The following is a 12,627-nucleotide window of genomic DNA, read 5'->3' on the forward strand; positions in this document are numbered from 1 at the left end:
GAAAAGCGTGCCCCACAGGAGCTTCCTCCGAAAAAGGAGCCAATTTTTTCCCTAGGAAGAATTGGTCTTTGAAAAAGCTAGTAGTTTGGCTTTTTCATTATTCTTCCTCTTTTTTCCCGGGAAAGCGAATGCCAGTAACGGAAATCAACACAAAAGTTTAACAAAGCCTTAAAATTAAGATCTGACTCATTTTATGGTCAGATCTTAATTGTTATCATCTTGATTTTACAATAACAATAAATTTGAAAAAAGTATTACCTTAACGAGTTTATACTCTTAAAGGTAATTGATAAAGAGAGATTAAGCTATTGTTGTTTCATCTCTATCTTTTTTAATCTAATCCTTTGCTTTAATCGAGCAATTGTATACACAATTACGGGAATGATAAAACCCGCTGTGATGAGATATGGAGTGTTCGCATATTTGGAATATTCCTTTAAATAAACTGAGCTTGGTATGAGAATTAATGTAACTGTAAAGAAAAATATTGCAGATGGAATTGTAACAACTTTATAACTATTTAAGTTCAAAAATTGCGATAACCCGAGGCAAAGTCCATAGAAAGTAAGAGTAAGTTTATAGAAAATACTAATAAACCACATAATTGCTACAATAATTTCCAAACGTTCTAGAAAGTTCCCTAAACTAATTTTTTTCCCAAGTACATAAATAGGGTATTCTTGTCTTGATGTAATCCCTGGACCTAATATGAGGATACAATAAACTGTTAATATGATTAACATGACTGCTCCAACAACTACACCAATAAAAAAAGTTTTTGGTAGGGTATCTTTATTTTTAATATAAGGAGTAAACATTAATAAAATAAATAATTCAAGAAAAGGAAAACCGATCATATAATATGCACCATATAATGAAGGTTTTATCCCATTTTCAAGAACAGGCAATATATTTCTCCATTCTAATTCAGGAAGCAGAAGAACGATCAATAAGAAGAATAAGATAAAGACCCAAGGTAAAAAGATTTCAGCTGTTCTAGCGAGAGTTTCAATTCCAAGTCTAGTTACATAAACAACTACAACTAAAAAGAGAATATAAATTGATTGAATGGGCGTTCCAGGTAGAATTTGAGTTACCATGAAATCACCAATATCCCATAAAAGAACTGAACAAAGAAAGATATAATACGTAAAAGTAAAAAGAATAAATAAAGCACCTAATTTGGTTCCAAATGTTTCTTTTATAGCTTCAATATAACTTTTATTGTAAAAAAATTTGCTGAATTGAGCGTAGAAGATAGCTATTAATACACCAAAAATGGAACCGATAATCACAGAAAAGCCAGCATCTTGTTTGGCAACTCCAGTCATCATAGCGGGTAAATATAAGATAGAGCTTCCCAATACGAAAAAAATAATTAAAATGCTAAATTGGGAGGAAGAGAGGAAAGCCTTTTTTTTCAAGAAACACCACCACCAAGAAATTGATCTATTAACAAACCGATCGGTTCGAAAATAAGCTTAATAGCATCTAAAGGATTTGGAATAGGAAGTTTTAATAGATAACACACATAGATTATACTTGCTATTCCGATGATCATTAAATATGTAATAACTTCTTTAATTTGGTTGTCTTTTTTCATGTTTCTAACTTCCCAATAACTAAATCCTGTAATCACAAGCAAATAACTAATCATTTTAATGACCACTAGTTATCCTCCATCTCATTTAAAAAGGAATCGTTTGTCGTTCCTAATCGACGAATGGTAGTTTTAAAGTTGATTTCTATATCTAATTCTGGAAATACAACTTCGTTCCAATCTGCCTCTAATTCCTTCCATATTTTAGGGTTTTCTCGATGGATAGCATCGCCAAAACCGAAAATATCCGTTTGTAAATTCTGAGCTTTTTTCACAACATCACCTAAGACTTTTCTTCCTCTTTCGTTGATGATTTTCTCAACCTCTATCATATTACTTTCTTGTGTTAAGTCTATATTTGCTTGCACTTCACCGATTTGAGCTTCAGGAAACACATCAACTATAATTTTAGGTTGTTCACTATCAGTAATAGCGGTGATCTTTGTAGATGATTTAGAAAATTCAAGAGTGATTTTTCCATCTTTCCAATCAAGAACTGCTACAGTATTTTTTACATTATCTGCTATATAGTTATAGCCTTTGCTTTCTTCTTGACCTAGCCATCCTACTAATTGATCTTTTTTAAAGACGGCAATGTTCTCAAGCATTAAGTTTGCTGGAGAGGGGATGCTTTCAACGTTAGATAATGATCCAGCTACACTTTTATCACCTTCAATAAAAATTCCTGTCAATACTGGGTTATCACCTTTTGAAGTTAGTTTGTTGATAAGTTCATCTAATTTAACACCTGCTGTGGGAGCCCAGTTTTTATATGATACCTCAATAGTATTAAAAACTTTATTAGATGGATTTTTCTCAATTGGTGTTAATACATTTAATATGTCATATGGTGAAAAATCTTTAGAGATAAGGAGGTAAAAATCTGTTCGAAATTCATGATCTCTAGACATTAACTCTAATGCTTCACTAATTCCTTCTTTGGCTAACTCTTCACCTATTACGACAAGTCTTAAGTGTGCAAAATACAATTTTCTCGGAGCAAGCTTTGACAGCTTCCTAATTGCTTCAAAAATGGATCTACCTTTTATAGAGTAAGTCGAAACAGCCACTCTTGTTGTTTGTGATTTACCTGCGATATCTCCTGGATTAACAATTTGAACTGTTAATATATAATCATCACCAGACTTTTCAATTCCCATTGCAGAGACAATTGCTAAATCAGTTAATTCTTTAGCACTCCAACAACCACATAAAAGAGAGAAAATCAGTGCTATAAAAATGAATTTCTTGAACATTGTTTTCCCTCCACATATTTTGGATTAGGGCGAAGGTTTGGAAGTTCGTTCTTTTACTTTATCTTTCCCACTAACCAGTTTAGGTCTAGTATTCATTGACCAAATTGATAGACGAATAATCGCATCCTTTTGATCTTTTAAAACGAATGGAGCAAAAGGTAGGAGATAAGGGACACCAAATGATCGTAAACTACATAAATGAGCAATTAATATGATTAATCCGATAATAATTCCAAATAAACCAAAAGTAGCAGCTAAGACCATGAAAACAAAACGAAGCATTCTAACAGAAATGGCCATATTAAACTTAGGTGTTACAAAGCTTGCAATAGCGGTTAAAGATACGACAATAACCATTGTAGCTGAGACTAAACCGGCTTCTACTGCTGCTTGTCCTAAAACTAAAGCTCCTACTATGGATATAGCAGCTCCAACAGCTCTAGGCATTCGGACTCCTGCTTCTCTGAGAATTTCAAATGTAAGCTCCATAAAAACCGCCTCGATAAAAGCTGGAAAGGGCACACCTTCTCTCTGAGCAGTTAGACTTATTAATAATGTTGTTGGTAGCATTTCTTGATGATAGGTTGTGACTGCAATAAAAGCAGCGGGTGTTAATAATGAAAGTAAAAAAGTTCCTACCCTTAAGAGTCTAATCAATGTAGATATATCGGCTCGTTGGTAATAGTCCTCGCTAGATTGCATAAAATGGATAAATAAAGCCGGTACAACTAAAACAAAAGGTGTACCATCAACTAATATCGCGACTCGCCCTTCTAACAGACCCCCTACAACCGCGTCAGGTCTTTCCGTATTATAAACAGTTGGGAAAGGTGTGTAGGTTTCATCTTGTATTAGAGCTTCTACATATCCACTTTCCAATATTGCATCAATATCAATTTTTGCTAACCTTTCACGAACTTCTTCTACGATCTTATCATTGGCTACTTCATTTATATAAGTAATCGCTACCTCTGTTTTAGATCTTTTACCTACTTTAATTGGTTCAAATACAAGGTTAATGTCATTAATTCGTCGTCTAATTAATGATGTGTTTGTTCGAATATTTTCAGTGAAACCATCCTTAGGTCCCCTTACAAGCTGTTCAGAAGAAGGCTCTTCAACTCCTCTGCCTTCCCAGCCTTTCGTTCCTATTTTAAATGCCTCAGTTGATCCATCAACTAAGAGGATAGAATCACCAGATAAAATCGTTTCATACATTTTTTCGTAATTTGTAGGATAGTTTATAATAATTTCTAATTCTCCGGCAGATAACGAGAACTCCTTGATAAATTGAGCAACTTTTTCTGTACTTATTTCCTCCTGTAACCTCGTTTCGCGAAGATCGACCATGAGATTTTGTAAAATTGTATGATGAATAAGATCTTTGTCAGCTAAGCCATCAACATAGATAACTGCTATATTGACGATGTCAACAGTGCCAATCTTCGCTTCTCTAATAATAATGTCTGGACTATGTCCAATGTCTTTTTTAATTTTTTTTAGTGCATCAGATAATAAAGAGTTTTTCTGTTCTTTTTGATGAAGAACATTATTATCATCTTTGATACTTTTATTTTCCTCCCATTTATTTCGTGGAATGAGAGGTTTTGGGATCTTTTTCATTTAAAAATCAAATCCAATATGTTAGTTTAGTATCCTTATTCTATACATTTTGGGAAAATTTACTCCAGTTTTTAATAATAAGTAATTAATTGCAGAAATAATGTATATTCCTTCTTGATTGTCTTTAGATCAGGTTTTTTTTATAGGCACTGTTAAATTGATGATTTCCAATACAGAAATTCGCCTTATGTAAGAGAATATTTAAAAATACTAATTGTCACCTTAAAGAGGGTATTCCAAAAGGAGGACCGAGCTCTACCTTTGCCATGCGTCTTAAAACGAAGTTAATAAGTTCAGGTAAAATTAATAAAGTAGTAAAGCCAAACAAACATTAGAATATATTATTAGATATAATGGTTGTGTATGGAGAATACATAAAAGTAAAAAATGAGTATTTTATATGAAAAAGTATAGTTTTACATAAATATCCATTAAAATTATTTATTTCTAAAAAGTGTATTATAGAAAATGCCGAAAACGTTTTAAGCGCTTTAGTCCAATAAGTCTACTGATCTTGACATTACATAAAAACCCCAGTACAATTTCGAGTGCCTTCGTTCCACTCCATTATGATCATAAGCAAATATATTTGAGCGAACAGCACTTGCAAAAGAGTAGTTAAATAGGATCTTAACGAGAGGAGGATTATTGAATGATTTACTATATTGTCGATGTTTTTGCAGAAGAAAAATATAAAGGAAACCAACTAGCTGTATTTCATGAAATTGAAAACTTGTCCAGTGGAGAAATGCAGAAAATTGCAAAAGAGACGAATTTTTCTGAAACAACCTTTATTCTTGGAAAAGATGAAAAAGATGGAGGATATTATGTAAGGATTTTTACACCTAATGAAGAGGTACCATTTGCTGGTCATCCAACATTAGGTACAGCATTCATTATTAAAAATGAATTAATGAAAGAAAAGAAAGACGAAGTAATTTTAAAACTAAAGGTAGGAGATATTCCCGTTCGTTTTAATGAGACAGGTATTATATGGATGGAACAAAATGAACCGAATTTTGGAGAAGTATTTACAGCAAGACAAATAAGTGATGTTCTGCAATTAGATGAATCTGACTTTGATTCTAAGTTTCCAATTCAAGATGTATCAACAGGGTTACCGTTTATTATCGTTCCTTTAAAAAATCTAGCATCGGTTAAAAAAGCAAAAATTAATCAAGAGAAGTTGATCTCATTTACAGAGCATACTAGAGCAAAGGCAATTCTTGTTTTTAGTAGTGAAACCTACAATGAAGAACATGATCTTAATGTACGTGTATTTGTGGATATATATGGAGTTCCAGAAGATCCGGCAACAGGAAGTGCAAATGGTTGTTTAGGAGGTTACCTATTAAAGCATGACTATTTGGACGAAGAGATAATTGATATAAAAGTGGAGCAAGGCTATGAAATTCAAAGAGAGTCATTGATACATATCAAAGCTGAACTTCTTGAGAATCAATACTCCATTCATGTTGGTGGGAATGTAGTAAATATAGCAAAAGGGGAATGGTATTAATGCAGTAAGAGGGGACTTCTGAATAAAACAGAATTAGAGCCCCTCTTTTTGTTATATTTTGGACATGATCTTGTATGTAAAAAAAGTCCCTCCAAGTAAAAGTGCTGATAGTAAGATAACAAGACCGATACCCATTTCATCGATTAAAGTTAGTAAATAAAGGATGATCGCAATGTCTGTTATAATTGAGCCAATCAGTAATACTTTGGGTGATCTCATAGTCACACTCCTTCGTTATTTTCTACACTTCCAATATAAGTATAACCGTAATATAAGAAAATAGTAAAACCGAGTGAAGACTGTACTCCACTCGGTTTATATAGAAAAGTATTTCATTCTGCAAAAGCGATAATACCTTCATTGTCATTAAGAACAAGTTCTAATGCTGCTGAAAATGGATCGATGTTTAATTGTGTTTCGAGATAAAAACGAAGAGCCTCAATAATATTAGCTGTGATTAACACTTGCTTGCGATCATTCACATATGCTTCAGCGGAAAAACCATAATCATCATCATACATAAGTTCCACTTCTACTTCTTGAGGTTTAATATCCTTTTTATGTGCAATATGCAAGCATAATGCATTGATTATTTCTTGCTCAGTTATTTTTATTTTCCCCATGCTGTTTCTTCCTCAGATTTACGTTTGTTTTTAAAATACGTAAAAATTTTACGGATGATAAAAATCACGGCGAAAATAGCAAGAACATTAACAAATAAACCAATGATTGAGCCTAAAATACCTAAGTTACTAAGAAGTCCACCAAGTAATAAACCAGCTAGTCCACCTAAAAATAAGCCTTTCATTATACTGCCTGTTTTTGGTTTTGATGTTGCGGTATTTTTATTTGTTTTAGAAGAATCTTGTTTCCTAAATAATGATGGGCTATTTGAATTATTGTTTGTATTAGAATTAAAAGATTTTTTACCAGATTTATAGCCTTTCGCACTAACTGTTGTTACTTGATCTCCAAGTAAAAATCCTCCGACTGGTGTAAAAAGTAACGTTGTAATAAGCATTGCTGAAAATAATTTCTTTAACATGTTGTAAGTTCCTCCTCTAGATAAATACACTCATCTCTAAAAGCAGTTTTCATAAAATTTTGTGCATTTAATAACTCTAAGAAACAGCAACGTATAAAGTCTGGTGGCATCTTTTCTTCACAGAATGGTACCTTGCCTTCTATAAAAAATGATTCCTCGACAAAATTAGGTTATTTTACAACAATCTTTCAGAAAAGAGCTTTAATGATTACTAGTAATACGAAGATAAAATGAAAAGGTTTCATTTATCTTGATTAATAGTAGAGCATTTTGATTCTTTTAACAAGATCATTATATAAAAAAAGTGCAGTGGGCGACCTCAGGATGACAAAAGTGGGTAAATGGTTTACTTTCCTCCTCAAGCGGGTGGGTTTTAAGCTTGTCACCACTATGTAGTATATAAACTTATATTTCAACATTCAAAATGATCCATTACCTTAACCTTTTATTAGCCATTATTACTAACCCATTTAATTTCACCTGATTGATCTTCATAATCCACTTCAACATTAAAATCATGTTTTTCATAGAAATGGACAAGTCGCTCTACATGATCCCAATCTCTTTTGGCGATATCTCCTGTGATTTTTGGGATATTCTGCTGAGTAGCTAACTCTTTTAAATAATCCATACAAATTGATCCATAACCTTTGTTAGCAGGTCCTTTTATGTCTCCAATGTGGATTGTTTTATCATCTGCAAAAGTGGCGTGAATGGAAAAATCCCAATTTCCTCTGTATGAACTCTCACAATCACATAACATGATTTTACAGGATTGGTCGTCTTCAGGTGTATAGACAATGACTAATTTATCGTCTTTTGTTTGATCAACACCTAGAACCTTACTTTTTTTAGCAATTTCTTTTAAGTTATCTTGCAATCGAAATACCTGAAATTCTAAATCTTCCAATTCTTCCTTTAGTTCTTCAGGGTCGTTTGTGCGTGAATCATTTTCAAGCAATTTCGTAAACATGTTTTGAACTCCTTTCTAAATTTGTACTTGAAGTATTTATGTGTATTTTATTCATTTTTCTTAGATATGTTAAAGCTCGATATTTTTGAAATTCGATCCATTCTTAATGTATGAAAAAAACGTTTAAACAAGGTTGATAGAGTCTTTTCTGTAATAAATGGTAGGCACAAACAGTATAAAATTATATAGAATTTAACTAAAAAAATCAAGATGAAATAAAGGGTATCAAGCATAATTTTACCTACTAGAGATTTCGATTGCTCAAATAATAAGTTTATCGTCAATAAACAATGGGAATATGTCTACTAACGAAGAGATAGGAGGAAGATTTTATATGGTACAAGGTACAGTTGAAAGAAAGAAACAAAACAATAGCAAACTATTGAAAGGTGTGATCGTCGGAGGTGCTATTGGCGGATGTATTTCTTTACTAGATAAAAATACAAGAAAAAATGTTTCAGAGAACGCAACTAATATGAAAGAAACCTCAAAAAATGTGATTACACATGTTAAAGAAAATCCTGGTGAAGTAAAGGAACATCTATTGGATCAGAGTAAACAGATAACAGATACATTAAAGAACACGATTCAAGAAGCGAAGGACTTAGTGAATAAAATCAATTCTGACATTGTTGAGGATGCAAAAGAAGTGACGGATGAAGCTGCTTCATTTGCTCAGGAAACGAAAGAAGATCTTAAGGGGATAAAATCTGATCTGAAAACTACTGGAAGTCATTTGACTGAATCGAATGATCTTAAGCCGAAAACTCAAGCTGAGTTAAATGCTAATCTAAATCATTATTAATAAAATTAAAAGGAGAGATAATGATGGAACATAAAAGTACTGAAGAAAAGTCAGCGAAAATAAATAAAGTAGAGCGTGCAGTAGATAGTCTTAGTGAAGAAAAGATAGATGATATTTTAGCGAATTTTGAATCATTTAAAGACTACTTAGGTGATAAAGTTCATATGGGTAAGAAAATGGGGTTAACAGAAGAGCAGTTAGCAATTGCTGCACAAAAAGTTGGGAACTTCTTATCAGAGCATGAACAAGCAAGAAATCGAGAAGAAAAATTACTTCAAGAACTGTGGATAGTTGGATCTGAAGAAGAACAACATATGCTATCACATATGCTAGTGAAACTAGTTAAAGAGAAATAATAATTAAGAGTAAAAAGCTAGGGACCTCATGTCAATGATGAGTTCCCTACTTTTTTATCGTATTTATGGCTTTTTTCGCAAACTTTGTTGCTTTTAATTACCTGAAGCAATCAGAACTGTATTAAGTTTAGTGGCATCTTTTCTTCAAAAAATTGTACCCTTATAGTGAAAAAACACTGTTTTCACTATAAATTTTAGTTACATAGGAACAATCTTTCAGAAATGAGCCTAATTAATTAATACTACAATACATTTGATATATTCAATATTATATTTTATTAGAAAAAGAGATACTACTAACTATTATATTGATTTTTCTATACCTATAGTGGAGGAGAAATGAAGAAAATAAGGAATTTACTTAATCGGAAATGGGTATGGCTTTGTATTTTTTTAGTTGTGATTGTAACAACTGTTAGCATATACCATACATACAAAACTCTACCAAAAGGTATCTCATATGAAAGTCCAACATATAAGGTCGATGATGTTGATTTTTTCTATGATCTAACTTATAAAGATAAAAAAAATCAACAAGTGATTGAACAATCGATATTTAAGAAAATTAATGAAACAATAAGAGAAGCGAATGATTTTGTAGTGGTTGATATGTTTCTATTAAATAGTTACGTAGATAAAGATAAAGATTTTCCAAAACTAAGTGAAAACCTAATAAATGAACTTATCAATCAGAAGAGAAGAAAGCCCAACTTAGAGATAGTGGTTATAACCGATAAAATTAATACAAGTTATAGTTCACATACCGTAAAGCAACATCAATGGCTTAAAGAAAACGAGATTACGGTTATCTATACAAATTTAAATAAACTAAGAGATCCAAATCCTATTTATTCAGGAATATGGAGAACATTTTTTCAATGGTTTGGTCAAGAGGGGAAAGGGTGGCTTCCTAATCCATTAGCAGAAGAAGCTCCTGATGTTACGTTAAGATCTTATTTAAAATTAATGAATATAAAAGCAAATCATAGGAAAGTCATTGCTACGGAAAAGTCTGCAATTATTACTTCAGCAAATGCTCATAATGCAAGCGGATTTCATTCGAACATAGCTTTTAAGGTTAATGGACCGATAGTTAATGAAGTTCTCAAATCAGAACAAGCTGTCGTTAATTTTACAGGTAATGATAAACAATTTCCTCAAATGGTATTTAATGATAAAAATGGTGGAGATTTATCACTACAATTGTTAACAGAAGGTAAAATTCAAAAGCATCTATTAAAAGCGATAAATACTACAAAAGAAGATGATACGATTTGGATGGCCATGTTTTATTTAGCTGATACAGAAGTGCTTGAGGCATTAAAATCTGCAGCTGAACGTGGGACGAATATTAATTTAATTCTTGACCCGAATCAAAATGCATTTGGTTCAGAAAAGATGGGACTTCCTAATTTACCAGTAGCAGCAGAGCTTACTCAATTATCAGAAGGGAAAATAAATATTCGTTGGTATAATACAGGTAAAGAACAATTCCACTCTAAATTGATTTTTATAGATAAGGGTGATGAAAATATCATAATTGGTGGCTCTGCAAATTTTACGGAACGAAATTTAGATAATTATAACTTAGAAACGAATTTAAAGATTACATCAGCCAATAATGAGGAAGTTGTAGAAGAAGTAAGAAATTATTTCGAGAGAATATGGAATAATTCTAATGGAACATACACCGTAGATTACGAGGAGTATCAAGACACACTACCACTATTTAAATATGTATTATATTTAACTCAAAAACTATTCGCCTTTACAACCTATTAAAAAACGCTAACAGATTTTTCTTTTGTTAGCGTTTTTAACGTTTAAATTTGAGGCTAGGACTTAACGTAGTAATTAATAAAAATTCCGGACAAAGTCATTGCTTTGAGGAGTATTTATTGCTCAATTTTTGGTTTCTTAATTAATTCTGCTTCAACAATATATCTTTGTGGAGCTGGTCCGATAAAATTGAATGGATAACATGTTGTCAGTGTTAAAGTACTTCTAGGTCTAGGAACTATGACTGTTTGATCTTCCTTATTGACTATACGAATTTTTTTGATCAAGAAAATATAATAAGTATTCTTTCTTTCGACCAGAAGTTTATCGCCAATTTCTAATTCATTAAGATTTCGAAAAAAAGTGTCTCGATGACCTGCTAATATAGAATTATTTTCTTCCCCAGGCAAAGGAGTAGTAATCACATGACCAATTCCCTTTTTTAACACCTCTTGACTATCTCCCTCCAATATAGGAATTGCTCTATCAAGTTTAGGAATGATAAGTGATCCAATTTGATCTCCCTCTTGAAAAACTTGAGAATGTACGTTTACTGAAAGTTCATGTTTTTTGTTCTCAGTTATGTTGTCAATTATTTGTGTTGTATCATTTTGTACCGAGTTTAAGCCATATAAAATCCAATAAGCTTGATAAGATAAAAAGACGATTCCGATACATATTAAAAAGACAGAAAGACGTTTAACCATTTACTGCTCTTTTACTGATTTTTGTGAAAAAAAGAATCCGATTAATCCTACACCGATAATTAAAATCCCTAAAATGAGATTTAACCATAAAGAAGATGCAGTATCTGGTAGGCGGTTATGATGTAGTGATGTTAATTCTCCAGCTATATCACCAAGTTCAGCAAATTCAATACCAGATTCAATAAGAAACTCAGAGCTTAGCATATCCTCAGAAAATTGCATGTCTAATAATAGTTCACCACTTGTATTATAGAGATTGATAACAAGTTGATTTCCATACAACTCTTCCATCTCGATTAATTCTTTAAAGGTAACAGCTGTTTCTACACCGTTATTGTCTTTTAAATAAAATTGTGGTTTAAGCTGTAAAGCGTTCATCATATCTCGAAGGATGACAACTAATTCATCTTCTTGAGCTTGTGTTAATTCCTCCATATGATCCATTGTTAAATATGGATCAAGACTAGCTACAATTTTCTCCATTTGTTGTTCTAATGTTTCTTGATCAAGCTCCATAAAATGTGTAAATAATGTTTCAACTTCCTCATCTGTTAAACCAATTAGTGCTAGAAAATCCTCAATTTCTGACATTTCACTATCATGATCACTATAGAAACCAATTGCAAAATCTAGATCTTCAATAAATGCATAGTCTTCGACAGTTTCACCGAATTCAGATAATAAAACATCTAATTCAGGTCTAGTTAAATCATATTCAGTTAAAAGTTGATCTAAATTTTCTGGAGTAATAGGTGTTCCTAAAAGTAACTTTAAATCCTCTGTTGTTTCAATTTCATCTAAAGTTAGATCATAGGTGTCTTTTAGGTAATTGGATAGTTCATCGTTTGTCCATCCTAATTCGTCTAACAATGTATTAACTTCAGATTCTGGTGGAGCAGCATGTGCTGTTTGCAGACCAAATAGTAACAGGACACATAGCGCAAAAGTTAATTTCTTCATGTAA

The 12,627-nt window shown here is 32.1% G+C and carries 14 protein-coding genes; 4 read left to right on the forward strand and 10 right to left on the reverse strand.

All coding sequences use genetic code 11. From position 1 onward, the window contains the following. Nucleotides 1–305: 305 nt before the first annotated feature. The 4 genes from LC076_RS10250 to LC076_RS10265 are packed head-to-tail and all read right to left on the reverse strand — an operon-like array spanning nucleotide 306 to nucleotide 4,479. The gene (locus LC076_RS10250) at nucleotides 306–1,424 is read right to left on the reverse strand and encodes a GerAB/ArcD/ProY family transporter (protein WP_226668321.1); all 1,119 of its coding nucleotides are present in this window, start codon (nucleotides 1,422–1,424) and stop codon (nucleotides 306–308) included. After that, the gene (locus LC076_RS10255; protein WP_226668325.1) at nucleotides 1,421–1,669 is read right to left on the reverse strand and encodes a hypothetical protein; all 249 of its coding nucleotides are present in this window, start codon (nucleotides 1,667–1,669) and stop codon (nucleotides 1,421–1,423) included. The genes LC076_RS10250 and LC076_RS10255 overlap by 4 nt, the downstream gene beginning before the upstream one ends. Next, a complete protein-coding gene (locus LC076_RS10260) occupies nucleotides 1,669–2,856 on the reverse strand; it encodes a Ger(x)C family spore germination protein (RefSeq protein ID WP_226668327.1) in 1,188 nt (395 codons plus the stop codon). Before LC076_RS10260 ends, LC076_RS10255 begins: the two co-directional genes overlap by 1 nt. A 24-nt stretch (nucleotides 2,857–2,880) precedes the next feature. Beyond that, nucleotides 2,881–4,479 (reverse strand): spore germination protein, encoded by a 1,599-nt coding sequence (locus LC076_RS10265; RefSeq protein ID WP_226668329.1) that lies wholly within the window; start codon nucleotides 4,477–4,479, stop codon nucleotides 2,881–2,883. 652 nt (nucleotides 4,480–5,131) lie between these two features. On the opposite strand from LC076_RS10265, the gene LC076_RS10270 reads away from it, so the two are divergent. Then, nucleotides 5,132–5,998 (forward strand): PhzF family phenazine biosynthesis protein, encoded by an 867-nt coding sequence (locus tag LC076_RS10270; RefSeq protein ID WP_226668334.1) that lies wholly within the window; start codon nucleotides 5,132–5,134, stop codon nucleotides 5,996–5,998. 51 nt (nucleotides 5,999–6,049) lie between these two features. Here the strand turns inward: LC076_RS10270 and LC076_RS10275 are convergent, their stop codons facing one another. From LC076_RS10275 to LC076_RS10290, 4 genes are all read right to left on the reverse strand, one after another. Next, entirely contained in the window at nucleotides 6,050–6,217 is a 168-nt protein-coding gene (locus LC076_RS10275; protein WP_226668335.1) for a hypothetical protein, read from the reverse strand. Between the two features lie 113 nt (nucleotides 6,218–6,330). Next, the gene (locus LC076_RS10280) at nucleotides 6,331–6,621 is read right to left on the reverse strand and encodes a YxcD family protein (RefSeq protein WP_226668337.1); all 291 of its coding nucleotides are present in this window, start codon (nucleotides 6,619–6,621) and stop codon (nucleotides 6,331–6,333) included. Further along, complete coding sequence (locus LC076_RS10285; protein ID WP_226668339.1) at nucleotides 6,609–7,043, reverse strand: hypothetical protein; 435 nt, start codon at nucleotides 7,041–7,043, stop codon at nucleotides 6,609–6,611. The genes LC076_RS10280 and LC076_RS10285 overlap by 13 nt, the downstream gene beginning before the upstream one ends. Before the next feature lie 448 nt (nucleotides 7,044–7,491). Continuing rightward, entirely contained in the window at nucleotides 7,492–8,016 is a 525-nt protein-coding gene (locus LC076_RS10290) for a hypothetical protein (RefSeq protein ID WP_226668343.1), read from the reverse strand. Between the two features lie 334 nt (nucleotides 8,017–8,350). On the opposite strand from LC076_RS10290, the gene LC076_RS10295 reads away from it, so the two are divergent. The 3 genes from LC076_RS10295 to LC076_RS10305 all read left to right on the forward strand — a co-directional run bounded on the left by LC076_RS10295 (nucleotide 8,351) and on the right by LC076_RS10305 (nucleotide 10,959). Then, nucleotides 8,351–8,821: a hypothetical protein gene (locus LC076_RS10295; RefSeq protein WP_226668346.1), complete on the forward strand. Its 471-nt coding sequence runs from the start codon at nucleotides 8,351–8,353 to the stop codon at nucleotides 8,819–8,821. A gap of 23 nt (nucleotides 8,822–8,844) precedes the next feature. Further along, nucleotides 8,845–9,177, forward strand: a complete 333-nt coding sequence (locus LC076_RS10300) for a DUF3243 domain-containing protein (RefSeq protein WP_226668348.1) — start codon at nucleotides 8,845–8,847, stop codon at nucleotides 9,175–9,177. Between the two features lie 339 nt (nucleotides 9,178–9,516). Beyond that, nucleotides 9,517–10,959 (forward strand): phospholipase D family protein, encoded by a 1,443-nt coding sequence (locus LC076_RS10305; RefSeq protein WP_226668351.1) that lies wholly within the window; start codon nucleotides 9,517–9,519, stop codon nucleotides 10,957–10,959. 113 nt (nucleotides 10,960–11,072) lie between these two features. Here the strand turns inward: LC076_RS10305 and LC076_RS10310 are convergent, their stop codons facing one another. Both LC076_RS10310 and LC076_RS10315 read right to left on the reverse strand, forming a co-directional pair. After that, a complete protein-coding gene (locus LC076_RS10310) occupies nucleotides 11,073–11,663 on the reverse strand; it encodes a class D sortase (RefSeq protein WP_226668353.1) in 591 nt (196 codons plus the stop codon). Beyond that, nucleotides 11,664–12,623 (reverse strand): processed acidic surface protein, encoded by a 960-nt coding sequence (locus LC076_RS10315; RefSeq protein WP_226668356.1) that lies wholly within the window; start codon nucleotides 12,621–12,623, stop codon nucleotides 11,664–11,666. Nucleotides 12,624–12,627 lie beyond the last annotated feature (4 nt).

The sequence above is a fragment of the Metabacillus litoralis genome, from assembly GCF_020524045.1.
Lineage (GTDB): Bacteria > Bacillota > Bacilli > Bacillales > Bacillaceae > Metabacillus > Metabacillus litoralis_C.

What these genes read in the sequence shown, in the direction of transcription:
- LC076_RS10260 (WP_226668327.1), bottom strand. Translation starts at nt 2,856, where the DNA reads ATGTTCAAGAAATTCATTTTTATAGCACTGATTTTCTCTCTTTTATGT.
- LC076_RS10265 (WP_226668329.1), bottom strand. Translation starts at nt 4,479, where the DNA reads ATGAAAAAGATCCCAAAACCTCTCATTCCACGAAATAAATGGGAGGAA.
- LC076_RS10270 (WP_226668334.1), top strand. Translation starts at nt 5,132, where the DNA reads ATGATTTACTATATTGTCGATGTTTTTGCAGAAGAAAAATATAAAGGA.
- LC076_RS10275 (WP_226668335.1), bottom strand. Translation starts at nt 6,217, where the DNA reads ATGAGATCACCCAAAGTATTACTGATTGGCTCAATTATAACAGACATT.
- LC076_RS10280 (WP_226668337.1), bottom strand. Translation starts at nt 6,621, where the DNA reads ATGGGGAAAATAAAAATAACTGAGCAAGAAATAATCAATGCATTATGC.
- LC076_RS10285 (WP_226668339.1), bottom strand. Translation starts at nt 7,043, where the DNA reads ATGTTAAAGAAATTATTTTCAGCAATGCTTATTACAACGTTACTTTTT.
- LC076_RS10290 (WP_226668343.1), bottom strand. Translation starts at nt 8,016, where the DNA reads ATGTTTACGAAATTGCTTGAAAATGATTCACGCACAAACGACCCTGAA.
- LC076_RS10295 (WP_226668346.1), top strand. Translation starts at nt 8,351, where the DNA reads ATGGTACAAGGTACAGTTGAAAGAAAGAAACAAAACAATAGCAAACTA.
- LC076_RS10300 (WP_226668348.1), top strand. Translation starts at nt 8,845, where the DNA reads ATGGAACATAAAAGTACTGAAGAAAAGTCAGCGAAAATAAATAAAGTA.
- LC076_RS10305 (WP_226668351.1), top strand. Translation starts at nt 9,517, where the DNA reads ATGAAGAAAATAAGGAATTTACTTAATCGGAAATGGGTATGGCTTTGT.
- LC076_RS10310 (WP_226668353.1), bottom strand. Translation starts at nt 11,663, where the DNA reads ATGGTTAAACGTCTTTCTGTCTTTTTAATATGTATCGGAATCGTCTTT.
- LC076_RS10315 (WP_226668356.1), bottom strand. Translation starts at nt 12,623, where the DNA reads ATGAAGAAATTAACTTTTGCGCTATGTGTCCTGTTACTATTTGGTCTG.